The following is a 25,374-nucleotide window of genomic DNA, read 5'->3' as shown; positions in this document are numbered from 1 at the left end:
GGGTTCTCGGCGCCGGAGTTCACGGGCACGGAGTTCTCGGGCACGGGGTTCTCCGCGGCTGGGGTCTCGGACACTGGGGTCTCCGGCGCGCTGGTCTCGGGCTCAGTAGACAAACTGCTTACCACCCTTCATGACGAAGGGGACGCGAGTGAAGACCCGGATGTCCTCGAGCGGGTTGTCGCGGACGGCGATCACGTCGGCGAGCAGGCCCTCGGCCAGCCGGCCCCGGTCGGTGACGTCGATGAGGTCGGCGCCGACGATGGTGGCGGCCTGGATCGCCTGCAGCGGGGTCATGCCACGGTCGACCATGGTGACCAGCTCGTTGCCGTTCTTGCCGTGCGGGATCGCGGGCGCGTCCGAGCCGATGGCGATCTTCACGCCGGCCTCGATCGCGTTGCGGATCGACGCCTTGGCCCTCGGCCAGTCCCGGGCGGCCTTCGCCTGGATCCTCGGGTCGGAGGACTTGAGCACCTCCATGCCGTCGATCAGCGCCTGGGTCGCGACCAGGTAGGTGCCCCGCTTGACCATCAGGTTGATCGTGTCGTCATCGATCATGAAGGCGTGCTCGATGCAGTCGACGCCGCACTCGACCATCTGGGTCACGGCCTCCGAGCCGTGGGTGTGCGCCGCGACCCGCAGGCCGCGCCGGTGCGCCTCGTCGGTGATCGCGAGCACCTCCGCGTCGGAGTAGTGCTTCGCGCCCGCCGGGCCGGTGAGCGTCATGGTGCCGCCGGAACCGCACATCTTGATGACCTGGGCGCCGTGCTTGATCTGGTGGCGGACGGCCTTGATGACCTCGTCGACGCCGTTGGCGAGGCCCTCCTCGACGGTGAGCTGCAGGACGTGCGGGGCGAACTGGCCGAACATCGTCGGGTCGAGGTGGCCGCCGGTCGGGGTGATGGCGTGGCCGGCGGGCACGATCCGCGGGCCGTCGACCCAGCCGGAGTCGATCGCCTTCATCAGCGCCACGTCGAGCAGGTAGCCGCCCGTCTTGCAGAACAGGCCGAGGTTGCGCACGGTGGTGAACCCGGCCCGCAGGGTACGGCGGGCGTTCTGGGTGGCGCGCATCATCCGCAGCGGCGGGTCGTCGCGCATCTGCCCGGTGAACTGGTTCTCGCCGGGGCCGCCCATCAGGAGGTTGAGCTCCATGTCCATCAGGCCGGGCACCAGGATCAGGTCGCCGAGGTCGATGACCTCGCCCTCGGGCTGGCCGCCCAGGCCGACGATGTACTCACCGTCGACCTTCAGGATTCCCGGCCGGATGATCTCGCCGTGGTCGACGTCCAGCAGGCCCGCGGCCTTGAGGGTCAGCATGGAAGTGCTCACCTCTTCCCTTCGAGCCCGGCCAGGATACGACCAGCCAGGTTAGGAGAATCACGTTCTCAGAGTTGAGTGCCAGATTTTCACGTGGTGCGCCGCCGCGTMAAACGTCCCAGCCCGGAGCCCTGACCGCCGTGCAGAAGCCGCGAGCCCTCAACCAGCGCGAATCGGGCCGGGCGCGGGGGCACCCCGACCCCGAAGATCGACTGCACAGTTGATTCTCGCAGGGCGAGAAGCTAGTTTCCCTACAGGAGAACAGAGCCGATCAGCAGTACCTACGGCGGCGCCCGAAACGGTCCACACGCTGGCGCGGGGCGCCTCGGACGCCCGGGCGCCCTCACGGGCAGCCGCGCCGAGGAAGTTCTCACCGTGCCACGGAAGTTCTCACCGTGCCGAGGAGGTTCTCACCGAGGCGAGGAAGTCCTCACCGAGGCGAGGGCACCCGCGACCGTGGAAGGGAAGGTAGCCCGGTGAGCGTCACCGACACCACGAACGCGGCCGCCGGCCCGACGGGGGCCGTCAGCGCGGCCGTCACGGCGCCGCGGCGGCACGAGCACTGGATCAACGGCGTGGCCGCGGCCCCCGCGGGCGGGGCCTACTTCCCCACCCGCAACCCCGCGACCCGCGAGCCGGCCGGCGAGATCGCCGCCGGCACGGCGGCCGACGTCGAGCGCGCCGTCGCCGGGGCGGCGGCCGCCTGGCCCGCGTGGGCGGCGCGGCCCGCCGGCGAGCGCGCCGACGTCCTGCACGCGGTCGCCGACGCGATGGCGGCCGGGGCCGGCGAGCTCACCGAGCTGGAGCGGGCCGACACCGGCAAGACGGACGGTCAGCTCAAGCTCGAGATCGACATGTCGGTCGCGTACTTCCGGTACTACGCCGGGGTGCTGCGCGCGCTGCACGGCCGCACGATCGACCTCGGCGCCGGGGCGCACGCCTACACCCGGCTCGAGCCGTACGGCGTCATCGGGGCGATCACCCCGTGGAACCTGCCGCTGAACCAGGCGAGCCGCGCGCTCGCCCCGGCGCTGGCCGTCGGCAACGCCGTCGTCGCCAAGCCGAGCGAGTTCACCTCGACGTCCACGGTGCGCCTCGCCCGGCTCGCGACCGCCGCCGGGCTGCCGGACGGGCTGCTCAACGTGGTCACCGGCACCGGGCCCGACGTCGGCACCCCGCTCGCCGCTCACCCGCTGGTGCGCAAGGTGGCGTTCACGGGCTCCGTCGCCACCGGGCGCCACCTGGCCCGGGTCGCGGGCGACCGGCTGATCCCGGTGACCCTCGAGCTCGGCGGCAAGTCCCCGGTCGTCGTCTTCGCCGACGCCGACCTCGACCGCGCCGCGGCCGCCGCCGCAGGCGCGATCCAGGCGAACTCCGGCCAGGTCTGCTCGGCCACGACCCGCCTGCTCGTCGAGGACGCGGTCCACGACGAGGTGGTCGCGCGCGTCGTCGAGAGACTCGAGCGGCTCCAGCCGGGGGCCGACTTCGGCCCGATCATCACCGAGGCGCAGTTCACCAGGGTGCTCGCCGCCTTCACCCAGGCCGCGCGGGACGGCATCCTCCCGGTGACCGGCGGCGCCGCCTACGACGACGGCCCGGGCGCGGCCGGCCAGTACGTGCGCCCGACCGTGTACGCCGACGTGCCGCCGACRCATCCGCTCGCCCGCGAGGAGGTCTTCGGGCCGGTCCTCGTCACCCGCCGGTTCTCCGGCGAGGCGGAGGCGCTCGCCTTCGCGAACGACACCGAGTACGGCCTGGTCGCGAGCGTCTGGAGCGGTGACGTCGCCCGCGGGCTGCGGCTCGCCGAGGGGATCCAGGCCGGCCAGGTAGCCGTCAACGGCGGCCCGCTGAACATCGAGACGCCGTTCGGCGGCTACAAGAACAGCGGCTACGGCCGCGAGAAGGGCGTCGAGGCCCTGCACGACTACGCCCAGACCAAGACCATCAGCCTCTCCCTGGGCTAGAGCGAAGGAGCACGGACCGTGGACGATGCGCTGAGCGCCGCGTACGCGCTGCGCAGGGCCATGCTGGGCGACGCCTACGTCGATCGGCAGACCGGCGAGACCGACCCGGTCRCCCGGGATTTCCAGGACCACATCACCCGCCAGGCCTGGGGTGTCTGGACCCGCGGCGGAGCCCTCTCCAACCGGGACCGCAGCCTGCTGGTGCTGGCGATGACCGCGGCTCTCGGCCGGATGGAGGAGTTCCGGCTGCACGCCAGCGCGCAGGCGCGCACCGGCGTGACCGACGCCGAACTCGACGAGCTGCTCTTCCAGGTCGCCGCCTACTGCGGCGCGCCCGCGGCGATCTCCGCTCGCCGCGCCCTGCGCGAGGTACGCGCCGGCCGCGCCGCTCAGGAGGCCGCCCAGGAGACGGCCACCGCCGCGGACAGCGGGTCCGCGCCCGGCGAAGGGGCGTGACGATGACCTCCCCGACGGTTGGCTTCGTCGGCCTCGGCAACATGGGCGCCGCACTCGCCGAAAACCTCGTCAGGTATGGCTTCGACGTCGTCGCCTTCGACGTGGCCGGCCCGGACCGGGCACCCGAGCGTTCCCGGTTCGCGGCCGACCTGGCCGAGGTGGCACGCGAGGCCGACATCGTCGTGTTCAGCCTCCCGGACGGCACCGTCTCCGAGAAGGTCGCCACCGAGGTGGCCGGCGCGGCCGACCGCCGCGTCACCCACATCATCGACACGTCGACGATCGGTGTCGCCGCGGCCGGCCGTATCACCGAGCTGCTCACCGCCGCCGGCATCGGCTATGTCGACGCGCCCGTGTCGGGCGGTGTGGCCGGCGCCAGGGCCCGCAGGCTGGCGGTCATGTACGCGGGCACCGACGACGCCGTCGAGGCCGTCTACTCGGTGCTCGCCGGGCTGTCGGACAAGATCCGCCGCGTCGGTGACCGCGCTGGCCTCGGCCAGGCGCTGAAGCTCGCGAACAACTTCCTGTCCGCCACGGCGCTGGCCGCCACCAGCGAGGCCGTCGCGTTCGGCGTCCAGGCGGGCCTCGACATGAAGACCATGATCGAGGTCCTCAACACCTCCAGTGGCCGCAGCGCCGCCACCGACGACAAGTTCCCGAACGACGTCCTCACCGGCCGCTACGGCTCCGGCTTCGCCAACACCCTCATGGCCAAGGACGTCCGCCTCTACCTGGCCGAGGTCCGCGAGGCCGCCGCTCCGGACACCGTGGGGGCGACGACCGAGGACATCTGGAAGCGCTTCGCCGAAGCCGAGCCAGGGGTCGACTTCACCCGTATCTACCCCTTCGTGGAGGGCTCGGCCTGACCGGAGGCCGAGCCGGCCCGGGTCTCGGGTCCCGGGTCATGGCCTCCTGAATCCATGCCTCCCGTATCCCCTCCGGGTCCGTTAGGGAAGATCTCGTGCCGAACCGTGGCCGTCCGCTTCCTGACACGGCAGGGATGCCCGTTCGCCTTCCCAGTGTTGCGCCACATACGGGACGATATGTGCGCGTAACGGAGCGGCCGGATCGCCAGCGAGGGGACCATGGATCTGCCTGAGCGGACCGACCCGTCGACTGGTATCGGAGACGGCGGCCGCCCGGGTGCCGCTCCGGCGGGCGCCGCCGCCGACCCGCGCGGCTCCTTACCCCTCAACCGCCATCCGCTGGCCGTCGCGATCGGGAACGCCTCCCTGCTGTGCGTCGGGTACGTGATGCTGGGCTGGCGGCGGCGGGCGGTCGCCGTCGGCCTGGTGACGTTCGTGCTCGTCATCGTCCTCGCCACGGCGGTGCGGACCGGGTGGTTCGAGGTCGTCTTCGCCGCGTGGTGGCTGGCTCTCGTCGTGCACGGCTGGCTCCTGGCCGGCGGATGGCCGCGGCGCCGGCGGCGGGCCGGCGGGCGGGCCCGGCTGGTCACCGCGCTCGCGTTCGCGCTTCCGATGCTCGCGGCCGTCGCCCTGCTCCGCCTCGACGTCGCCGGGATCAACTCGGACCTGGCGGGGGCGGTCCGGGACGGCGACTGCCCACGAGCGACGGCGGCCCTGGACGAGAGGTCCGCGGCCCACTACCTGGCCGACCCGCCCGGAGCGGCCCAGGGCGACGTCACCGGGCGGGCCTGCGCCCAGATCCAGAACGCGGACGCCCAGTTCGACGCGGCTCTGGGCGCCGACGATGGCGCGCTGACGCAGGGCTTCAGCGACCTGTCGGGAGTTCTCGCGGACATGCCCGGCCACGAGCGCATGGTCGACAGGGTCCTCGACGGGTTCCTCGACCGCCTGCCCGTGTCGGATGCCTGCGACACCGTGAAGATCCTCGACGGCCTGCGAGCGAGGAAACCGACCGGCGACAGGCTGGACCGCGCCGCCGGCGTCGTCCCCCGGCTGGCGCCCGCGGCCATCGTCGGCTGCGGCGACAGCCTCCTGGCCGCGAGCGACTGGGAGCCGGCACGCACCGAGTACCAGCGGCTGCTCGACCAGTACCCGGGCGACAAGCTCGCGAGCAAGGCCACCGACGGGATCCGCAAGGCGGGCCAGCAGATCGAGCTGGCGCACGTCCGCGACCTGCTGGGAACCGGGACCGGCGGCACACAGCCCGCCTACTGCTCCGGCCCGGCGCCCTACAGCGGCGCCGCCCCGTACCGCGGTGGCAGCCCGAACCGGGCCCTGGTACGCGGCGACAACACGTACGTCGGCAAGCTGCCCCCCGAGTGGTTCACGAACGACGTCGCCGACGCGGTGGTCGTCGTCTGCGCGGGTGACAAGGAGTACGGAGACACGGTCCGCAGCTGCTCCTACGAGTCCACGTTCAGTCCCTTCGGGCAGAGTGTGGCGTTCAAGAAGATCGCGATTCCGATCAAGGTCATCGAAGTCCAGACGGGTCGCGTCGTGTCGGACCTGCGGGTGCAGATCAACGGCGCGAGCTGCCCCGCGTCGATCAGCTACACCACCTCCGGCTACATCGACACCGGCCCGCCCTCGCAGATGTACGTCGACGCCTCGGATGACGCCATCGCAGGCGGGGTGCGGGCAGCGCTCGGGCCCGTGATCGCTCCGTGACCGCCGACCCGGATGGGTCGGCAACTCCTGAGCGCAGTCCGTTGGCCATCGCGGTGGCCAACGCATCCCTGCTGTGCGTCGGGTACGTCAGGCTGGGCTGGCGGAAGCGGGCGCTCGCCGTCGGCCTGGTGACGCTGACGCTCGTCATCCTGCTCGGCACGGCGTTCCGCACGGTCTGGTTCGAGATCGTCTTCGTCGTGTGGTGGTTCGCCCAGGTCGCGCACGGCTGGTTCCTCGCGGGCGGGTGGCCACGGCGCCGACCGCGGGCACGCGTGCGGGCGGGGCTGAGGCCGGCGCTCGCCCTGGCCCTCCCGCTGCTCCTGTTCGTCAGCCTGCTGCGCCTCGACGTCGCGCGGATCAACGGCGACGTCGCGGCGGCGGTCCGGGACGGCGACTGCGCCCGGGCGACGAAGGCCCTGGACCGCCGAACGTGGGCCCACTATCTCGTGGACGGGCCCGGAGCGGTCCGCAGCGACTCCACCGGGCCCGTCTGCAGCCGGATCGAGATCGCCGACGGCCAGTTCGACGCGGTCCTGCGCGGCGACGAAGCGGCCCTGACGCTGGGCTTCGACGGGCTGGCGGACGTACTCGCGGACGCGCCCGGTCACGAGCACATGGTCGACGCAGTCCTCGACAGATTCCTCGACCGCCTGCCACTGCGGGACTCCTGCTACACCGTGACGATCCTCGACAGACTGCGCGCCCGGAAACCCACCGGCGACCTGCTGGACCGCGCGGGCGGCACCGTGCCCCGACTCGCACCCGCGGCGATCGTCGACTGCGGTGACAGTCTCCTGGCCTCCCAGAAGTGGGAGCCCGCGCGTACCACGTACCAGCGGCTGCTCGACGAGTACCCGGGCGACAAGCTCGCGGGCAGGGCCACCGACGGGGCCCGCAAGGCGGGCCAGCAGATCGAGCTGGCGCACGTCCGCGAGCTGCTGAAGACAGGGGCGCAGGGCACGCCGTCCGGCTATTGCGCCGGCCCGGCGCCCTATAGCGGTGCCGCGCCGTACGGCGGCGACGGTCCATACCGCACGCTTTTCATYGGCGGCAGCAAGTACCTCAACGGACTGCCCGCCGAATGGTCGACGCACGACATCGCCGACGCTGTACTCGCGGTCTGCGCCGGGGGAAAGGGCTACGGCGACGCCACGCGGAGCTGCTCGTACGAGTCCCGACCCGGGTCCGACGGCCCCTTCACCGTCACGTTCCACAAGATCGCAATATCCGTCAAGGTGTACGAGGTGCGGACCGCACGCCTCGTGTCGGACATCCGGTTGCAGGTCGACGGCGTGAGCTGCCCGAGCAACATCTTCTGGGGCAGCTTCAGCTACGAGGAGAGCAGGGCACCCGGCGACATGTTCGTCCGTGTGTCGGATGACGAGATCGCCGCCACCGTGCGCGACGCCCTGAAACCGGTGATCGATCCCTGACGGGGACCGGGCGGCGCAGGACGACGGAGGCCGCCCGGTCCAGACGGACGGACGGCCTCCCAGACCGGCACGGGCTGGACTACAGCCCGAGGTCCTTGGCGATGATGGTCTTCATGATCTCGCTGGAGCCGCCGTAGATGCGGCCGACCCGCGCGTCGGCCCAGGCCCGGGCGACCGGGTACTCGGTCATGTAGCCGTAGCCGCCGAACAGCTGCAGGCAGGCGTCGGTGACCCGGCCCTGCATCTCGGTGACGAACAGCTTGACCTTCGCCGCGTCCGTCGGCGTCAGCTCGCCGGCGTCGAGCGCGGTCAGCGCCCGGTCGAGCATCGCCCAGCCGGCCTCGACCTCGGTCGCGCAGCCGGCCAGGACGAACTTGGTGTTCTGGAAGTGGCCGATCGTCTTGCCGAACGCCTTGCGGCCGTTCACGTAGTCGACGGTCTGCCCGACGACGGACGCGGCCGAGGCCTGGGCGTTGACGGAGATGGACATCCGCTCCTGCGGCAGGTGGGAGGTCAGGTAGGTGAACCCCTGGCCCACCTCCCCCAGCAGGTTGGCCACCGGCACCCGGACGTCGTCGAAGAAGATCTCGCAGGCCTCCTGGATGTGCAGGCCGATCTTCTTCATGGGCGCGCCCCGGGAGACGCCGGGCGCGTCCGCGTCGATGACCAGGAGCGACAGCCCGGCGTGCCGCTGGGTCGGGTCGGTCTTCACCGCGGTGAGGAAGACGTCGGCGTTCAGGCCGCCGGTGATGAACGTCTTCGAGCCGTTCACCACGTACTCGTCACCGTCGAGCCGGGCGCTGGCCGACAGGCCCGCGAGGTCGGAGCCCGCGCCCGGCTCGGTGAGGGCCAGGGCGCAGACCAGCTCGCCGCTGGCCAGGCCCGGCAGCCAGCGTGCCTTCTGCTCGTCGTTCGCGTGGTCCACGAAGTACGGCACGCTGATGTCGCAGTGGATGCGCAGCGGGCCGAGGCCGAGACCCAGGCGGCCGGCCTCCTCGGCGACGACAGCGTTGAACAGGTACGAGGCGCCGCCGCCGCCGTACTCCTCCGGGATTCCGAGCCCCAGGATGCCGAGGTCGCCGCACTTGTCGTAGAAGTCGCGCGGCGGCATGCCGCGCTCCTCCCACTCGTCGAAGTGGGCGACGACCTCCTTCTCGAAGAAGGTCCGGACCGCCGCCCGGAAGGCCTCGTGCTCTGGACCGTAGACCGTGCGTCGCATCGGCCGTCCCCTCCGAACCGGTCAGGACTTGCTGGTGAGCTTCTTGACGATGGTGGCGAAGTCCTCCGTTTTGAAGGACTGCTCCTCGGCGTTCGTCGCGTAGTCGAGGCTCGCCATCACCGCCCGTTCCAGGTGGATGTTCAGCAGCCGCTTCGTCGACTCGACGGCCTGGCGGGGCAGGCCGGCGATCTTCTTCGCGCACTCGAGGGCCTCGGCGAACGGGTCGGCGACGATGTGGTTCGCCAGGCCCATCTGCAGCGCCCGCTCGGCGGGGATCTTCGCGCCGGTGAGGGCGTACTCCTTGGCCCAGTGCAGGCTCGTGTGCAGCGGCCAGGTGAGCGGGCCGCCGTCGGCCGCGACCAGGCCGACCTGCACGTGCGGGTCGAGCAGGTACGCCCGCTCGGCCAGGTAGACGATGTCGGACAGCGCCACCAGGCTGCATCCGAGGCCGGCCGCCGGGCCGTTGACCGCGGCCACGACCGGCACCCGGCAGCGCGCCATGCCGAGCACGAGCTCCCGGCCATGCATGATGGTCAGCCGCTGCAGGTCGGGGTCCTGGCGCAGCCGGTCCAGGTAGGCGAAGTCGCCGCCGGCCGAGAACGCCCGCCCGGCGCCGGTGATCACCGCGGCCCGGGCCTCCAGGTCCTCCGACAGCAGCGTCCACACCTTGGCGAGCCCGAGGTGCAGCTCGTGGTTCACCGCGTTGAGGTGGTCCGGTCGGTTCAGCGTGATGATCCGGATCGGGCCGTCGGCCCGGACCTGGATCTCGTCCGGCAGGTCGTAGAGGTTGTCCGACACTGTGTTCCCTTCAGGCCTGGCGGCCGTTTCCCTTCAGGCCTGGCGGCGCCGGAGACCGCCCGCCGCCAGCCACCAGCAGCGTGGCCGCGCGGCTAGCTCGTCGGCAGGCCGAGGATGCGGCCCGCGATGATGTTCTTCTGGATCTGGGACGTGCCACCCATGACGCTCTGCGCCCGGCTGTACAGGTAGGCCTCGAGGTTCTCCCGGTCCCTGGTGCCGGTGACGGCCAGCGCCGCGTGGCCGACGGACTGCTCGACCCAGGTCATGAGCAGCTTGTCCAGCGAGCCGTCCGAGGTGTGCGTGACGCCGTCGAGCTGCTCGGACAGCCGCCGGCGCACGTGCAGCCGCAGCATCTCGGCCTGCACCGCCGCCCAGCGCAGGTCGTCGGGCACCTTCCCGCCGGAGGCGTCGGCCGTCTTCGCGAGCGACCGGACGAGTTTGCCGTAGCGGGCGGAGAAGCCMAGCGTCGAGGGCTCGCGCTCGTGGCCGACGACGGTCATCGCGAGCTTCCAGCCGTCGCCGGGCTTGCCGACCATGTTGGCGGCCGGCACCCGGGCGCCGTCGAAGACCACCTGGCCGAACTCGGCCGACACCCCATTGATCATCTTCAGGGGCCGCTGCTCGACGCCCGGCTGGTGCATCGAGACGATGAAGCCGGAGATGCCCTTGTGCCGGGGCACGTCCGGGTCGGTGCGGGCGAGCACCAGGCACAGGTCCGCGACGTCGGAGTAGCTCGTCCAGATCTTGTGGCCATGGATGACGTACTCGTCGCCGTCGAGCTCGGCCCGGGTGGTCAGCGAGGCGAGGTCCGAGCCGGCGCCCGGCTCGCTGAAGCCCTGGCACCAGCGCTCGGTCCCGTTGATCATTCCCGGCAGGAAGCGCTGCTGGACCTCCTCGCTCGCGTGCCGRCCGAGGCCGTGCGCGAGGTAGCCGAGGCTCGGGCGCGGYGGGGCGCCGGCGATGGCCAGCTCCTCGTCCAGGATGACGTCGTAGACCGGCGGCTGGTCGTGGCCGCCGAACCGCTTCGGCCAGGACAGGCCGAAGAAGCCGCCCTCGTAGAGCGCGGTGTGCCAGCGCCCGGCCTGGTGCCAGTAGTCGTCGCCGGACGCCTTGAACTCGCCGGCGTGCTCGGCCAGCCATGCCCGCAGCCGCGCGCGGAACGCGGCCTCTTCCGGGGAGTCACGAAAGTCCAAGGTCGATCTCCTCAAGACTGGCCGGGATCAGCTCCGCGGACGTCAGCACGCGCCGCAGGAAGACATGCGCGAGGCACTCCCAGGTGTTGCCGATGCCGCCGTGCACCTGGATGGAGGTCTCGCAGATGGTGCGGGCGGCGCGCTCGATGTAGACCTTCGCGACGAGCGCGGCCTGGACGGCCTCGGCCGCCGACAGCTCGTCGACCGCCCACGCCGCGTGCCGCAGCACGCTCACCGAGCCCTCGACGAGCGCGAGCGCCTCGGCGAGCAGATGGGCGATCGCCTGGTACGAGCCGATGGCGTGGCCGTACTGCTGGCGCACCTTGGCGTACTCGACGGCGAGGTTCTGCGCGCCGCGGGCGGCACCCAGCATGTCGGCCGTGGCCGCGACGAGCGCGAGCGCGCGCCACCGCAGCACGGCCTCGTCGTCGAGCTCGCCGACCACCGTGAGCGGGCCGGCCGGCTCGCCGGTCAGCCTGGTCAGGTCGACGCCCTCGGCGGTCGCTCCGACGGCGCCGACGAGCACCTGGGTGCCCTCCAGCGCGAGCAGGCCGCGCAGGCCCTTGGCGTCGACGGCGACGCCGTCCAGGGCGACCGTGGCCGCGCCGGCCGCCGCGGCCTCGAGACCGTCGGGAACGGGCCCATCCGCCGCCGTGAGCCGCGTGTACAGGTCGTCGGCCAGCACCGGGCCGAGGAACGGCACATCGATCAGGCCGCGGGCGAACTCCTCGACGACCAGGGCGACCTCGACGCCGGAGGCGCCGTCGGACCGCAGGGTCCGCCAGCCGGTCGCCGCGATCGCCTTCTCCAGCCTGGCCGCGCGGTCGTCGTCGGCCAGGTCGAGCACGGACCCGGGTCCTAGATCATCCGCCAGCCGGGCGGCCGCGCCCCGCAGCTCACGCTGCTCAGTCGTCAGACGAACGTCCATGCTGCTCCTTGTTTCTGGTTCGCTCCGTGCGGGCGCCGCGCTCCGGCCCCGTCCCTTGCTTCGCTGCGGGACGGGACCTCCGCGCGGCGTCCTCCTCCGCTCACGTGCCCTCCGGCGACCTCCGCTGCGGTCCAACCACGTCGCTTCGCTCGTGGCCGGGCCTCCGCGGAGGCGCGCCTCCGGGCCAGCTCGGTCGCGGTCCGCCGAACCTCACTAAACCGAAGCTGCATCTCCGCGGGGCCACGTCGCTTCGCTCGTGGCCGGGCCCCTGCTGTGGCACGCCTGCGGGCCAGCTTCGTTGCGAGCCGCTCGAGCGTCACGGACTGGGGCTGGCCCTTGCGGAAAGGGCCACATCGCTTCGCTCGTGGTCGGGGCGACGCGGGGGCGCGGCGCTTGAATGTCCTGGGCGGAGGCGGGCCCGCGGTCATCCGGCACTCCGAAGGGACTCTGACGTGAGGGACTCCGGGGCGAGAGCTGCGTCGCGTAAGACGCGGCGCAGCACCTTCCCGGACGGCAGCCGCGGGATCTCGGGGACGAACACCACCTGGCGCGGCCGCTTGTAGGACGCGAGCCGCGTACCGACCAGGGTGAGCAGTTCGGCGGCCAACGTGTCGTCCGACGTGGCGGGCCCCACATCCGCCGCCTGGCCGGCGGCGGACGAGACCGGGGCGGTAGTGGCGGGAGTGGAGGTGGAGGCAGGCGCGGGGGCGGGGGCCGGGGCCACGCGGGTGACGGCGGCGACGATCGCCTCGCCGGCCGCCGCGTCCGGCACGCCGAACACCGCGCAGTCGGCGACGGCCGGGTGGCCGTACAGCACCGCCTCGACCTCGGCGGGCGCGACCTGGAAGCCGCGCACTTTGATCATTTCCTTGCGCCGGTCGGTGAGCCGCACCCAGCCGTCGGCGTCGATGGTGCCGACGTCGCCGGTGCGGTACCAGCCATCGTCGAAGGCGTCCGCGTTCGCCTCCTGGGGCAGGTAGCCGGCCATCAGCGACGGCGATCGGGCCTGGATCTCGCCGGTCTCCCCCGGGCCGGCCGGCTTGCCGGTCTCCAGGTCGACGACGCGCAGCGCCACTCCCGGCGCGGCCTTCCCGACGCTGTCCAGCCGGGCGCCCTCGAGCGGGTTGCAGGCGAGGACGGGCAGCTCGCTCGCGCCGTAGGCGGGCAGCCACCGGACCCCGGCTCGGCGGGTGACGGTCTCGGCGACGCTGGCCGTGACGGGGGTCGCGCCCCACATGATGAAGCGCAGCGACGAGAGGTCGAACGACTCCAGGTCCGGGTGCGAGGCCATCGCGAGCGCGATCGGGGCGACCGCCATCTCGATGGTGATCCGGTCATCCTGGATCGAGCGCAGCAGCGCGTCCAGGTCGAAGCGGCGGTGCAGCCGCATCCAGGTGCCGGTCTCGAGCGCGGTGACGATGTTGAGGATGCCAAGGATGTGCGACGGCGGGGTCGCGACCTGGATACGGTCCGCCGCCGTCATCCCGAGCACGTCGCGCCAGTGGCCGACGGCGGCGGCGAACGAGCCGTGGGTGTGCCGCACGGCTTTCGGAAGCCCGGTCGTGCCTGAGCTGAACACGAACAGCGCGTCCGCGCCGGGGTCTGGGCCAGGGTCGGAGCCGGGAGCGGGAGCCGCTGCCTCGCCGGGAGCGGCCGCGTCGTCGGCGGCGGCGGCGACGGGCTTGGCGGGCTGGGTAAGCTCGACGGGCTCGTCCAGGTGCAGCATCGGCATCAGCTCGGCGAGCACCGGGTGGTCGCCGACGGCGTGTGCCGGCTTGCTGACGGCCAGGGCATGCTCGACGTCACCGCGCTTCCACGCGGGGCTGAGCAGCACGACGGRAGCACCCAGGCGCCAGATGGCCCGGACGGCGATGATGAATTCAGGACGGGTCGACGACATCAGCGCCACGCGGTCACCGGCACGGACCCCACCAGCAGCGAGCCGGTGGGCCAACCCGCCGGTCAGAGCGTCCAGCTGGGCCTGACTGTATGCCTGCTCCTCGAAGACGAGGACCACCATGGAGAGGCTCCCGTCTCGTCGGTGGAAACTGTATTCTCGTCTAGTTAGAACCTTAATACCAGAGGATGTCGTCACATGCCGAGACCTCCGCTGTTCCAGCGTGCGACCGTCACCCGGGTGATCGAGGAGACGGCCGACGCGCGAACGTTCGCGCTCGCCCCGGTCGCGGGCCCGTGGGAGTACCGCGCCGGCCAGTTCTGCACGTTCAAGGTCACGGTCGCCGGCGAGGAGCTGCTGCGCAGCTATTCCATGTCGAGCGCGCCGGAGACCGACGGCGAACTCGCGGTGACCGTCAAGCGCGTCCCGGCCGGCCAGGTGTCGAACTGGATGATCGACAACCTGGCCAAGGGCGACGAGGTCGAGCTGACGAGGCCGCACGGCGTCTTCTGCCTGCGCGAGACCGACGCGCCGCTGATCGGCTTCTGCGGCGGCAGCGGGATCACCCCGGTCATCTCCCTGGCCAAGAGCGCGCTCGCCTCGACGAACCGCCGGGTCCGGCTGCTGTGCGCCGATCGCGACCAGCCGGCCGCGATCTTCTGGCAGGCGCTGACCGACCTGGCCGAGCAGTACCCGGACCGGCTGTCGGTCACCCGCCACCTGGACGTCGAGAAGGGCTTCCTCGACGCGGAGGCCGTCCGCGCCTTCCTCGGCGAGGACACCGGCGCCGACGTCTACATCTGCGGCCCGACGCCGTTCATGGACCTGGTCGAGGCCGCCATCCCCGCGGTGGGGAAGGTCTTCATCGAGCGGTTCGGGGCGACGGCGCCGCTGCCTCCGGAGGAGGACGAAGCCACCGGAGCGCAGGCCGGGGGCACGGGCTCGGCGGCGGCGGCCAGCAAGGTGGTCGAGGGCTCGGTCACGATCATCCTGGGCCGCAAGAAGGTCACGCTCCCCCGCCGGCCTGGCGAGACGTTCCTGGAGAGCGCGCGCCGCGGCGGGCTCACCCCACCGTTCTCCTGCGAGTCCGGCACCTGCGCGACCTGCATGGCCCACGTCGAGGAGGGCGAGGTCTCGATGCGGGTGAACGACGCGCTGACCGACGACGAGGTCGCCGAGGGCTACGTGCTCACCTGCCAGGGCCTGCCCGAGTCGGACAAGGTCGTCGTCAAGTACGAATAGCCAGGCCCAGACACGAACCGAACGCGCCCGGTCGCCCAGCGGCCGGGCGCGTCGCGTTTTGGGTGCCGCGCGGGCTATGCCGCACCGTGTTCACCGAGAGCGGGGGGCGGGCCGTAGACCGGCTCGTAGCCGGCGATGCGGATGGGGCTGCCGATCAGACGGAAGYCGCCGCCCGCGTCGACGACGGTTTCGGGGGCCTCGGCCAGCGCCTCGGGCAGGGAACGCACCGCCGCGATCGGGATGCCCTGGGGCCGCAGCCGCGCCTCCCAGCCGCGCGCGGTGTCGGCCGCCAGCGCTCTGATGACGACCGCCAGCACCTCCTCGCGGTGCGCGGCCCGGTCGGCCATCGTCGGGAAGGCCGCGACCTCCTGTTCGGGTATGCCGGCCTCCGCCACGAACGTCCGCCAGGAGCGGTCGTGCGTCAGGAACATGGCGACGAAGCCGTCCGCGGTCGGGAACAGCTGTGCCGGCACGTAGTACGAGTGCGCGCCGAACGGGTGGCGCACCGGCTCCGCGCCCTCGTTCAGGTACGCCGACACCTTGTAGTTGAGCTGGGAGAGCATGACGTCGCGCAGCGACACCTCGACCTGCCCGCCCCGGCCGGAGATGATCTGCGCGAGCAGGCCCAGCGCGGCGGTCAGGCCGGCGGAGTTGTCCGCCGCCGTGTAGCCGGGCAGCGTCGGCGGGCCGTCCGGTTCGCCGGTGAGCGCCGCGACGCCGGTGGCCGCCTGGATGATGTAGTCGAACGCCGGGTCGTCGTCGGCCCGCAGGCCGTAGCCGGTGATCGCGACGCAGACGAGCTTCTCGTTGTACGGCCGGAGCGCCTCATAGGTCAGCCCGAGCTTGCGGATCGCGGACGGCCGCTGGTTGACGATCAGCGCGTGCGCGCCCGCGGCCAGCTCGTGCAGCCGGTCCTGCCCTTCCCGGGTGGTCAGGTCGGCGACGACGCTGCGCTTGCCGCGGTTGAGGCTGGCGAAGTAGGCGTCGCCGACCTGCCGCGACATGTCGCCCGTCGGCGGCTCGATCTTGGTGACCTCGGCGCCGAGGTCCGACAGCACCATCGAGGCGTACGGGCCGGTCAGTATGTGGCCGGCCTCGAGAATCCTGATTCCCGCCAGCGGCCCCTGGCCGAAGGTCATGCGACCATGTTCCTCGGTCGCATGACCTTCGGCCACCGGCGGCCCCTGGCCGAAGGTCATGCGGTCATGTTCCTCGGTCGCATGGCCTTCGGCCACCGGCGGCACGGGCCCGGTGCCGTCCGCCCCGGTCATCAATCTCGAAGGTCGGCGGCGATCTGGGCGTAGACCTCGCGGGTGCGGCGCTTGGAGGCCACCAGCTCGTCGCGGTTGTCGCCGATCGGCAGGAGGCGCGCCGAGAGGTCGGTGACGCCGGCGTCGAGGAACTGCCTGATCCTGGCGGCGATCATCTCCTCGTCACCGACAGCCGCGAGGTCGCCGACGCCGGTGGCGTCGCCCTGGTCGAGCAGCCGCTGGTAGTTCGGGGAGACCTCGGCCTCGCCGAGGATCCGGTTGGCGCGCGCCTTGGCCTCGTCGACCTGGTCCGGCTGGCACAGGCACATCGGAATGCCCGCGACGATCCGAGGCGCCGGCCGCCCGGCCTCCTCGGCTGCCTTGGTGATCCGCGGCGCGATGTGCTCGCCGATGGCGCGCTCGTCGGCCAGCCACAGCACGGTGCCGTCCGCCTTCTCGCCGGCGATGCGCAGCATCACCGGGCCGAGGGCGGCGACCAGCACCGGCAGCGGCGCGACCGGGGTGAGGCCGAGCGGGTTGTGCACCGTGAAGGTGTCGTTCTCGACGTCGGCGCCCCCGGTGCCCGCCAGGGCGGCGTTCAGCACCTCGAGGTAGTCGCGGGTGAACGCGGCCGGCTTGTCGTAGGGCAGGCCGAGCATGTCCTTGACGATCCAGTGGTGCGACGGCCCGACGCCGAGCGCCAGCCGGCCGTTCGTCGCGGCGTGCGCCGACATCGCGGACCGCGCCAGCGCGATCGGGTGCTGCGGCTGCAGCGGGACCACCGCGGTCCCCAACTCGATGCGCTCGGTCACCGTGCCCATGAGCGCGACGGTGATCAGCGCGTCGAAGTCCGTCGGGACCTGKGGAATCCAGGCGGTGTCCATCCCGGCGCCCTCGGCCCAGCGCACGTCGTCGAGCATCCGCGCGACCTTGCGCGCGGAGTCCCCGCGCTCGGGCCCGATCATCACGCCGAACCGCGCCATCTTCTCCACCTAACTCTTCAGTGCGACGGTCAACGCAGCTGGTCCTTCATGACCTTGCCCGTCGCGTTCAGCGGAAGGGCGTCGAGGAACTCGACGAAACGCGGCGCCTTGAACCCGGCCATCCGCTCCTTGGACCAGGACATGACCTCCTCGGCGGTCACCTCGGCGCCCGCGCGCCGGACGATGAACGCCTTGCACACCTCGCCGAGGCGCGCGTCGGGCACGCCGATGACGGCGGCCTGAGCCACGGCCGGGTGCTCCAGAAGGTATCCCTCGATCTCGGCGGGATAGGCGTTGAAACCGCCGACGATGAACATGTCCTTCTTGCGGCCGACGATCTTCAGGTAGCCACGCTCGTCGAGCGAGCCGAGGTCGCCGGTGTGCAGCCAGCCGTCGGCATCGACGGTCTCGGCGGTGGCCAACGGGTCGTCGAAGTAGCCCTGCATGACGCTGTAGCCGCGGATGAGCACCTCGCCGTCACCGGCGACCGCGACCTCGATCCCGTCGCAGGGCGCGCCGACGGTCGTCGCGATCGACTCGAACGAGTCGCCGGGACGCGACGCCGTCGCGGTGCCGGCCTCGGTGAGGCCGTAGCCGGTCATGATGTGCTGGAACGGCAGCTCGGCCTTCATCCGGCGGATGAGCTCCACCGGGATGTCGGCCGAGCCGGTGACCGCGCAGCGCAGGGATGACAGGTCGTGCTTGCCGCCGGCCTCGAGCAGCGAGTGGTAGATGGTCGGCGCGCCGGGGAGCATCGTGATCTTCTCCCGCTCGACCAGCTCGCCGACCTTGTCCACATCGAAGACGGCGAGCGGCAGGATCGTCGCGCCACGAATGAGTGACGCGACAAGCCCTGCCTTGTAGCCGAACGTGTGGAAGAACGGGTTGACGATCAGGTACCGGTCACCCTCGCGCAGATCCGCCTGGTAGCACCACTCGGAATACAGCCGCAGCGTCTGCCGGTGGTTCATCGTCACGCCCTTGGGGCGCCCGGTCGTGCCGGACGTGAAGATGATGTCGGCGATGTCGCCGCCGTCGACCTCCCGCTCGAACGGCGAGCCGCTCGCGAGGAAGTCCGACTTCAGGTCGAGGTTCGTGACCCCGTCCGGGACCTCGTAGTCGATACCGAGGAAGCCGGGCTGGGTGAGCACCGCCTTGGCCCCGCTGCGCACGATGATGTCGGCGGCCTCGGCCGCCTTGTAGCGGGTGTTGACGGGAACCAGGACACCGCCGGCGGTCAGCAGCCCGAAGGCCGCGATCGCCCACTCGGCCGAGTTCGGCGCCCAGATAGCCACCCGGTCGCCCTTGCCGACGCCCAGCGCGGCGAACGCGCCGGCGGCCCGGCGGACCCGCTCGACCAGCTCGACGTAGGTCAGGCGCAGGTCACCGTCGACGAGCGCCTCGGCGTCGCCGAACCGCTCCGCGGTACTCGCCACCATCCGCGGGATGGTGTCCCACGGCAGCCCCGTGAACGTCGCGCTCTCGGTGCTCCCGGCAATGGTCAAGTCCCCGGCAACCCGGAGGTTCTCTGTCACCTCGACGTCCTCGTCATTCGGTGTCCGAACTGCTCGGTGTCCTGATCCGCCCCGCGCGGCGCTCAGCCGTCGATCAGCTTGGCGAGGTTRCCGCCCATGACCTTGAACTTGTCATCCTCGCTGAGGTCTCCCAGCTCGCTGACATGGGTCACCGGGTCGCCAAGGCCCTCGGGGTGCGGGTAGTCCGAGCCGAACAGGATCCGCTCGATGCCGAGCAGCTCGCCGAGGTCCGCGTAGCTCTCCTCCCAGAAGGGAGAGATGTTGATGTTGCGGCGCATGACGTCGATCGGGTGCTCGTCGAAGCCCTGCGGGTACTTCTTGTAGGCGTCCTTGAGCGACTTCTGCAGCGGGGCGACCCAGGAGGCGCCGTTCTCGATGACGGCGATCTTCAGCTCCGGGAACCGGGACAGCGCGCCGTGGCAGATCAGCGCGGCCACCGAGTCCTCGATCGGGCGCCACATGCTGACCATCTTGAAGACGTCGGGCTTGAACGGCAGGTACTCGCGCTTGTTGGCGTCCCAGTCGCTCTGGTAGCGGACGTAGCCGCTGTCGGACGAGTGCATGCCGACCAGCACTCCGTGCTCGACGACCTTGGCCCAGAACGGGTCGAACTCCGGCAGGCCGAACGAGCGGGAGCCGGCGTGGCCGGGCACCGGCGCGGGCCGGACCAGGATGACGCGGGCGCCACGGGCGACGACCCACTCCAGCTCCTCGATCGCCTTCTCGACGATCGGCAGCGTGATGACCGGGGTGGAGTAGATCCGGTTCTGGTAGTTGAACGTCCAGGTCTCGTGCATCCACTCGTTGAGGGCGTGGACGACGGCGTGCGTGAGCTCCGGGTCGTCGCGCATCCGCTCCTCGAGCAGGCTGGCGAGCGTCGGGAACATCAGCGTCCGGTCGAGGCCCTGCTCGTCCATGAGGGCCAGGCGCGACTCGGGCTCCCGGAACGCCGGGATGGCGCGCATCGGCTTGCCGATGATCTCGCGGTAGGACTTGCCCTCCGGGTTGCCGATCCGGAAGTAGTCCTCCTGGGCGCCGGGCCTGGCGACCACGTCGAACGTGGGGTTCGGGATGTACTCGCTGATCCGGCCCCGGATCGCGATCTTGGTGCGACCGTCGATCTCGACGTACCGGATCGCGCCCTCGAACTCCTTCGGCAGGAACTTGGTGAAGGCGTCCTTGGTCTCGTACATGTGGTTGTCCGCGTCGAAGACCGGATACGGCGAGCGCGTCGACATGAGATCCCTCCTTGCTGAATGCGAGAATCCTATTCTCCGGCCTGTCCGGCCGCAATGTCCCGCCGCAGGACCACCTTCTGGACCTTGCCACTGGCCGTGCGCGGGAAGTCGTCGACCACGCGGATCTCCTCCGGCCACTTCTGCCTGGCCAGCCCCACCCGCTCCAGGTGCGTCCGCGTGTCCCCCAACGTCGGCACCTCGTGCCCCGGCGCGAGCCGCAGCACCGCCACGGCGTGCTCGCCGAGACGCGGGTCCGGGGCGGCCACGACCGCGGCCTCGGCGACGGCCGGCATCGTCAGCAGTGCCTCCTCCACCTCCAGGGCGCTGATGTTCTCCCCGCCGCGGATGATGAAGTCGGCCAAGCGGTCGACGATCGTGAGGTAGCCGTCCTCGTCCAGCACGCCGACGTCTCCGGTGTGGTACCAGCCCTCGTCGTCGAACGCCTTCGCCGTCAGCTCGTCGTCGAGGTAGCCCAGGCACAGGTCCGGGCCGCGGCTGAGGATCTCGCCGTCCTCGGCGAGCTGGATCTCGACGCCCGTCATCGGGTCGCCATCGGTGAAGATCCTCTTCTCGAGCGCGGCGGAGTAGCGCGAGCCGGTGATCGACGGATGCTCCGTGCTGCCGTACGACCGGAAGACGGTGACGCCCAGGTCGGTGAGCCGGGTGGTCACCGCCGCCGGCACCGAGGAACCGCCGAGGCCCGCGTAGCGGATCCCCTCGTGGTGCCTGGCGAGGTCGAAGTCGGGGTGGTCGACGATGCTGGTCATGAAGTAGGTCGCGCCGCCGCCGACGGTGAGACCGTCGGCGAGCAGCTCCAGCACCCTCGCCGGGTCCCAGACGTCCAGCAGGTTGATCGGCATTCCGTCCAGCACCGGGATCAGCAGCGCGTTGAGCATCCCGATGAAGTGTCCGACCGGCGCGCCGGTGAGCTGGGCACCCCGGTCTGGCGCCAGCAGCCCGGCCAGCTGGCGGGTCTCGAAGACCAGCGTCTGGTGGCTGTGCACCACGCCCTTCGGGTCGCGGGTGGTGCCCGAGGTGAACGCGATCACGGCGGGTGAGGCCGGGTCGACCGGGAGCACGCCCTCCAGCGGCTCGTCGGCGAGCAGGTCGTCGAAGTTCACTGTCTCGCCGCGCCGGTCCGAGTCCCGGTCGACGACGCCGACGATCGGCACCTCGGCGCACAGGTCCTCGTGCAGCTCCATCCGGCCGAACCGCTGCGCGGTCACGAACACCTTGGGCCGCGCCGTGCGCAGGATGTAGCCGAGCTCCTTGCGCCCGTAGAAGTGCACGATCGGCACGACGACCGCGCCGAGGAACGTCGACGCCCAGAAGGTCGCCGCCGCCTCCACCCAGTTGGGAAGCTGGACGGCGACCACGTCGCCCGGGCCCACCCCGCGTGCCCGCAGTCCCGCGGCGAGCCGGCGGGCGAGCCGTTCGACGTCGCGAAGCGTCCCCTCGTACGGCCGCACGGCCGAGTGGACCCGGAACTGCGCGTCGGGCGCGGCCTCGAGGCCGGCGGCCAACAGGTCGCCGAGCGTCTCCCGGGTCCACCACCCCTCGGCCTCGTAGCGTTTCACCAGCTCAGGGGGGATGGTTCGCATGCTGGGCGCACACTCCGTTTCCTATGGGACGCTACTCTCACCAGACGAGAACGTTAGTACCAACCGCGGAGAAGGCATAGTGATCGATCTCGAAATCGACGGGGGCCTCGCGGTCGTCACGGTCGACCGGCCCGAGGCGCGCAACGCCATCTCGCCGGCCACGATGGACGAGCTGGAGAAGGCACTCGACGCCGTCGACGCGTCGGGGGCGCACGCTCTGGCCGTCACCGGCGGTGGCGACCGTGCCTTCATCTCCGGCGGCGACCTCAAGGAGCTCGCCACGATCCGGACGAAGGAAGGCGCCGTCGGCATGGCACTGCGGATGCGCGGGCTGTGCGACCGGATCGCCGCGTTCCGCGGGCCCGTCATCGCCGCGGTCAACGGCCACGCCCTGGGCGGYGGCGCCGAGATCGCGGTCGCGGCCGACATCCGGGTCGCCGTGGAGGGCGCCCAGATCGGCTTCACCCAGGTGATGCTCGCGGTCATGCCGGCCTGGGGCGGCGCCGAGCGCCTGGCCGCCGTCGTCGGGCGCGGCCGTGCCCTCATGCTGGCCGGCTCCGGCACCGTCGTCGACGCGGCGGAGGCCGCGCGCCTGGGCCTGGTCGACAAGGTCTTCCCCCGCGCCGAGTTCGACGCCGGCTGGCGGGCGCTGGCCAGATCCCTGGCCCACCGCCCGGCCGCGGAGACCAAGCGCGTGATGTCCGGCGCCCTCGGCCCTCGGGAGGTCGCCGAGGCCTTCGGCGACCTCTGGGTCGCCGACGAGCACTGGGTCGAGGTCGACAAGGTGCTGAACCGGATCCGCGGCAAGTAACGAGCAAGGACGGCGACGGCACCCTAGATATAAGGACGGAAGGGAGGACGCCGGAACGCGTCCTCCCTTCCGTCCGTCTGTGGCCACCGTCGCCGGCACCGGTCAGGTGACGGCGCCGGCTTCCTTGAGCTCGATGATGCGGTCCCAGTCGTAGCCGAGCTCGAGGAGGACCTCCTCGGTCTGGGCGGCGAAGTCCGGCGCCGGGGCCGCGACGGGCGCGGTGACGTCGAACTGGACCGGGTTGGCGACGAGCTCCATCTCCCCGGCGTCGATGATGTACTCGTTGGCCCTGACCTGCGGGTCGGCGCTGACCTGCAGCGAGTCCTGCACCGGGGCCCAGGGCCCGGACAGGGTGGCCAGCCGCTCGGTCCACTCCGCCAGGGTCCTGGTCGCGAACGCCTCCCGCAGCAGCTTGACGCCCTCGGGGGTGTTCTGGCCGATCAGCTCGGCGGTGGCGAACCGGGGGTCGTCGGCCAGCTCCGGCCGGTCGACGTGGCGGCACACGTCCGCCCAGAACCGGCCCGGCTGCAGCATGACCAGCGAGATGTACCGGCCGTCGCTGGTCTTGTACAGCCCGGAGAGCGGGTTGGTCGGCGCCCCGTGCTCGCCGGGCACGATGCCCTCGAAGGCCATGTTGGTGTACTTCGACAGCGCGATCCCGTGGCCCATCGACCAGACCCCGCTGCCCAGCAGCGAGACGTCGACGATGGAGGGCTCGCCGGTCCGCTCCCGGCGGAACAGCGCCGCGGCGATGCCGCCGGCGAGGTTCGTGCCGGAGATCGTGTCGCCGTATGCCGGCCCCGGCGGGTTGACGACGCCGTTCGTGCCGGGCGGCGTCAGGCTCGCGGCGGACGAGCCGCGTGCCCAGAAGGCGGTCATGTCGAACCCGCCCTTCGTGGACTCCGCGCCGCGCGGGCCGAGCGCGCTGCCGCGCGCATAGATGATCTTCGGGTTGACGGCGCGGATGTCGTCGACGTCCACCCGCAGCTTCTCGCGCACCTTCGGCAGGTGGTTCGTCAGGTACACGTCGGCCTGCTTCGCCAGCTCCAGCAGGACCTCCCTGCCGAGCGGGTTGGCGATGTCCAGGCCGACGCTGCGCTTGCCCCGGTTGCTGTGCCAGATGTTCGGGTTCGGCCCGGCGGGGTCGACCTTCATCTTGCCGATCTGGGTAAGCCCTCGCTGCGGGTCGCCGGTCACGGCGTGCTCGATCTTGATGACCTGAGCGCCCCACTCGCCGAGGACCGCCCCACCCGACGGCACGAAGCCGTACATGGCGACCTCGAGGACGCGGATGCCCTCCAGGGGCCGGGCGCTCATCGGCCCGGCCCCTGGTTCACCTTGACCACGCTCACTTGACCGGCACCGCCAGGGTCTTGCGCTCCAGGAACTCCTCCAGCCCGGCGACGCCCATCTCACGACCGATGCCGGACTGCTTGTACCCGCCGAACGGCGAGTCGGGAGCGAACCAGTTGCCGCCGTTGACGCTCACCGTGCCGGTCCGGATCCGCCGGGCGATCGCGATCGCCCGGTCGTCGTCGGCACCGAAGACGGAGCCGGACAGGCCGAAGATCGAGTTGTTGGCGATCGCGACGGCGTCGTCGTCGTCCTCATAGGCGATGATCGCCAGGACCGGGCCGAAGACCTCGTCCTGAGCGATCTCGCTGTCCGGGTCGACGTCGGCCAGCACCGTCGGGGCGTAGAAGAAGCCGGGCCCGTCGAGCCTCTTGCCGCCGGCGACCAGCGTGGCACCGGCCTCGACGGCCCGCTGGACGATCCCGTCGACCTTCTCGCGCTGCTCGGCACTGATCAGCGGGCCGACGTAGGTCTCCTCCAGCGCCGGGTCACCGACCTTGATGTTCTCGATCGTGGCCTTGACCTTCTCGACGAACTCGTCCTTGCGCGAGCTGGGCACGAGCAGGCGCGACGTGACGGCGCAGCCCTGCCCCGCGTGCGAGCAGATCGTCATGGTCGCGATGAGGGCGAGGAAGTCGGCGTCCGCGTCGTCGACCGCGATGAGCGCCGACTTGCCGCCGAGCTCCAGGAAGACCTTCTTGACGGTCTTGGCGGCGACTTCCATGATCCGGCGACCGACCGGCGTCGAGCCGGTGAAGCTGATCATGTCGACGTCGGGGTGGCTGGTGAGCACCTCGGCGACCTCGACCGACGGCGAGGTGATCACGTTGACGACGCCGGCCGGGATGTCGGTCTCGTTGGCGATGATCTCGCCGAGCGCCAGGGTGATCAGCGGAGTCTGCGGCGCGCCCTTGAGGATCACGGTGCAGCCGGCCGCGAGCGCGGGAGCGACCTTCGCGATCGCGATCTGGGTCGGGTAGTTGTAAGGAATGATCGCGGACACGACGCCCGCGGCCTCCTTCTCCACCCAGCGCCGGTTCTTGATCCCGTGGGACTCGACTTCGGGAAGATCCTCCGTGAACGAGTAGCCCGCGGCCAGGTCCGCGTAGTACTTCACGATGTCGATCGGGATGTCGAGCGCCGCGCTGTACGTCATCACCCGCGGATGCCCGACCTCGGCGATCGTCAGCTCACGCAGCTCCTCGCGGTGCTTGACCAGCGCCTGATGCAGCTGGTTCAGGCACCGCACCCGGAACTCGACGTTCGTCGACCAGTCCGTCGTGTCGAACGCCCGGCGGGCCGCCTTCACCGCGGCCACCGCCTGCTCGACCGTCGCGTCCGGCGCCTCGCCGAGAACCTCGCCCGTCGTCGGGTTGAGCGAGACCGTCGTACTCGGCGCCTCGACAAGCTGCCCGTCGATGAGTAAGCCCTTCACGGCAGGTCCCTCGCCCTCTTCTGGTTCGTTCTCGTGATGCGTCCACGCCGATCCTCGCGCAGGACGCACGTCGGGTGGGTCCGGACGCCCGCCACCAGCGCTTCCCTGTGCTGGAAGCTACATTCTCGCC

The 25,374-nt window shown here is 71.4% G+C and carries 20 protein-coding genes; 7 read left to right on the top strand and 13 right to left on the bottom strand.

The annotated features are described in order from the left end of the window. Positions 1-102: 102 nt before the first annotated feature. On the bottom strand, positions 103-1,314 hold the full coding sequence (locus tag BCD49_RS09670; RefSeq protein ID WP_007510041.1) for a metal-dependent hydrolase family protein: 1,212 nt from the start codon (positions 1,312-1,314) through the stop codon (positions 103-105). 566 nt (positions 1,315-1,880) lie between these two features. Here BCD49_RS09670 and BCD49_RS09665 point away from each other — a divergent pair. The 5 genes from BCD49_RS09665 to BCD49_RS09645 all read left to right on the top strand — a co-directional run bounded on the left by BCD49_RS09665 (position 1,881) and on the right by BCD49_RS09645 (position 7,761). Next, entirely contained in the window at positions 1,881-3,278 is a 1,398-nt protein-coding gene (locus BCD49_RS09665) for an aldehyde dehydrogenase family protein (RefSeq protein WP_027141099.1), read from the top strand. 18 nt (positions 3,279-3,296) lie between these two features. Further along, on the top strand, positions 3,297-3,734 hold the full coding sequence (locus tag BCD49_RS09660) for a carboxymuconolactone decarboxylase family protein (protein WP_071041407.1): 438 nt from the start codon (positions 3,297-3,299) through the stop codon (positions 3,732-3,734). 2 nt (positions 3,735-3,736) lie between these two features. Further along, entirely contained in the window at positions 3,737-4,600 is an 864-nt protein-coding gene (locus BCD49_RS09655; protein WP_007508053.1) for an NAD(P)-dependent oxidoreductase, read from the top strand. Between the two features lie 219 nt (positions 4,601-4,819). Beyond that, positions 4,820-6,328 (top strand): tetratricopeptide repeat protein, encoded by a 1,509-nt coding sequence (locus BCD49_RS09650; RefSeq protein WP_007508054.1) that lies wholly within the window; start codon positions 4,820-4,822, stop codon positions 6,326-6,328. A gap of 53 nt (positions 6,329-6,381) precedes the next feature. After that, on the top strand, positions 6,382-7,761 hold the full coding sequence (locus tag BCD49_RS09645) for a tetratricopeptide repeat protein (RefSeq protein ID WP_157845279.1): 1,380 nt from the start codon (positions 6,382-6,384) through the stop codon (positions 7,759-7,761). Between the two features lie 79 nt (positions 7,762-7,840). Here the strand turns inward: BCD49_RS09645 and BCD49_RS09640 are convergent, their stop codons facing one another. The 5 genes from BCD49_RS09640 to BCD49_RS09620 form a co-directional block, all read right to left on the bottom strand. Then, the gene (locus BCD49_RS09640) at positions 7,841-8,980 is read right to left on the bottom strand and encodes an acyl-CoA dehydrogenase family protein (RefSeq protein ID WP_007508056.1); all 1,140 of its coding nucleotides are present in this window, start codon (positions 8,978-8,980) and stop codon (positions 7,841-7,843) included. A 21-nt stretch (positions 8,981-9,001) separates the two neighbouring features. Beyond that, positions 9,002-9,778, bottom strand: coding sequence for an enoyl-CoA hydratase/isomerase family protein (locus tag BCD49_RS09635; protein ID WP_007508057.1), 777 nt, complete (start codon positions 9,776-9,778; stop codon positions 9,002-9,004). A gap of 92 nt (positions 9,779-9,870) precedes the next feature. Further along, positions 9,871-10,971, bottom strand: a complete 1,101-nt coding sequence (locus BCD49_RS09630) for an acyl-CoA dehydrogenase family protein (RefSeq protein WP_007508058.1) — start codon at positions 10,969-10,971, stop codon at positions 9,871-9,873. After that, on the bottom strand, positions 10,958-11,899 hold the full coding sequence (locus BCD49_RS09625; RefSeq protein ID WP_007508059.1) for an acyl-CoA dehydrogenase family protein: 942 nt from the start codon (positions 11,897-11,899) through the stop codon (positions 10,958-10,960). The genes BCD49_RS09630 and BCD49_RS09625 overlap by 14 nt, the downstream gene beginning before the upstream one ends. Before the next feature lie 424 nt (positions 11,900-12,323). Continuing rightward, positions 12,324-13,919 carry a class I adenylate-forming enzyme family protein gene (locus BCD49_RS09620; RefSeq protein ID WP_071041406.1) on the bottom strand — a complete coding sequence of 532 codons (1,596 nt, stop codon included), beginning with the start codon at positions 13,917-13,919 and terminating at the stop codon, positions 12,324-12,326. A 75-nt stretch (positions 13,920-13,994) separates the two neighbouring features. Here BCD49_RS09620 and BCD49_RS09615 point away from each other — a divergent pair, with 75 nt between their 5' ends. Then, positions 13,995-15,038: a ferredoxin--NADP reductase gene (locus tag BCD49_RS09615; RefSeq protein ID WP_007508063.1), complete on the top strand. Its 1,044-nt coding sequence runs from the start codon at positions 13,995-13,997 to the stop codon at positions 15,036-15,038. A gap of 74 nt (positions 15,039-15,112) precedes the next feature. Here the strand turns inward: BCD49_RS09615 and BCD49_RS09610 are convergent, their stop codons facing one another. The 5 genes from BCD49_RS09610 to BCD49_RS09590 form a co-directional block, all read right to left on the bottom strand. Next, positions 15,113-16,177, bottom strand: a complete 1,065-nt coding sequence (locus tag BCD49_RS09610; RefSeq protein ID WP_071041442.1) for a CaiB/BaiF CoA transferase family protein — start codon at positions 16,175-16,177, stop codon at positions 15,113-15,115. A gap of 131 nt (positions 16,178-16,308) precedes the next feature. Next, positions 16,309-17,271, bottom strand: coding sequence for an LLM class F420-dependent oxidoreductase (locus BCD49_RS09605; protein ID WP_007508066.1), 963 nt, complete (start codon positions 17,269-17,271; stop codon positions 16,309-16,311). Positions 17,272-17,300: 29 nt separating this feature from the next. Beyond that, a complete protein-coding gene (locus tag BCD49_RS09600; RefSeq protein WP_027141101.1) occupies positions 17,301-18,734 on the bottom strand; it encodes a FadD3 family acyl-CoA ligase in 1,434 nt (477 codons plus the stop codon). 134 nt (positions 18,735-18,868) lie between these two features. Next, positions 18,869-20,044 carry an amidohydrolase family protein gene (locus BCD49_RS09595; protein WP_007508069.1) on the bottom strand — a complete coding sequence of 392 codons (1,176 nt, stop codon included), beginning with the start codon at positions 20,042-20,044 and terminating at the stop codon, positions 18,869-18,871. Between the two features lie 29 nt (positions 20,045-20,073). Beyond that, entirely contained in the window at positions 20,074-21,645 is a 1,572-nt protein-coding gene (locus BCD49_RS09590) for an AMP-binding protein (RefSeq protein WP_007508071.1), read from the bottom strand. 79 nt (positions 21,646-21,724) lie between these two features. Between BCD49_RS09590 and BCD49_RS09585 the strand changes: the two genes are divergently transcribed. Beyond that, positions 21,725-22,456 carry an enoyl-CoA hydratase/isomerase family protein gene (locus BCD49_RS09585; RefSeq protein ID WP_071041405.1) on the top strand — a complete coding sequence of 244 codons (732 nt, stop codon included), beginning with the start codon at positions 21,725-21,727 and terminating at the stop codon, positions 22,454-22,456. A 102-nt stretch (positions 22,457-22,558) separates the two neighbouring features. On the opposite strand, the gene BCD49_RS09580 is transcribed toward BCD49_RS09585, so the two are convergent. Then, complete coding sequence (locus BCD49_RS09580; RefSeq protein WP_007508075.1) at positions 22,559-23,773, bottom strand: CaiB/BaiF CoA transferase family protein; 1,215 nt, start codon at positions 23,771-23,773, stop codon at positions 22,559-22,561. Between the two features lie 31 nt (positions 23,774-23,804). Next, on the bottom strand, positions 23,805-25,244 hold the full coding sequence (locus BCD49_RS09575) for an aldehyde dehydrogenase family protein (protein ID WP_007508076.1): 1,440 nt from the start codon (positions 25,242-25,244) through the stop codon (positions 23,805-23,807). Positions 25,245-25,374: the final 130 nt, after the last annotated feature.

The sequence above is a fragment of the Pseudofrankia sp. EUN1h genome (assembly GCF_001854645.1).
Lineage (GTDB): Bacteria > Actinomycetota > Actinomycetes > Frankiales > Frankiaceae > Pseudofrankia > Pseudofrankia saprophytica.
Note: the sequence above shows the minus strand (reverse complement) of the source record. Positions and strands in the feature narration are given on the sequence as shown.

Bases quoted from the DNA above. Each gene is read 5' to 3' on its own strand.
- BCD49_RS09590 (WP_007508071.1), bottom strand. From the start codon at position 21,645: ATGCGAACCATCCCCCCTGAGCTGGTGAAACGCTACGAGGCCGAGGGG.
- BCD49_RS09640 (WP_007508056.1), bottom strand. From the start codon at position 8,980: ATGCGACGCACGGTCTACGGTCCAGAGCACGAGGCCTTCCGGGCGGCG.
- BCD49_RS09615 (WP_007508063.1), top strand. From the start codon at position 13,995: ATGCCGAGACCTCCGCTGTTCCAGCGTGCGACCGTCACCCGGGTGATC.
- BCD49_RS09655 (WP_007508053.1), top strand. From the start codon at position 3,737: ATGACCTCCCCGACGGTTGGCTTCGTCGGCCTCGGCAACATGGGCGCC.
- BCD49_RS09670 (WP_007510041.1), bottom strand. From the start codon at position 1,314: ATGCTGACCCTCAAGGCCGCGGGCCTGCTGGACGTCGACCACGGCGAG.
- BCD49_RS09580 (WP_007508075.1), bottom strand. From the start codon at position 23,773: ATGAGCGCCCGGCCCCTGGAGGGCATCCGCGTCCTCGAGGTCGCCATG.
- BCD49_RS09650 (WP_007508054.1), top strand. From the start codon at position 4,820: ATGGATCTGCCTGAGCGGACCGACCCGTCGACTGGTATCGGAGACGGC.
- BCD49_RS09625 (WP_007508059.1), bottom strand. From the start codon at position 11,899: ATGGACGTTCGTCTGACGACTGAGCAGCGTGAGCTGCGGGGCGCGGCC.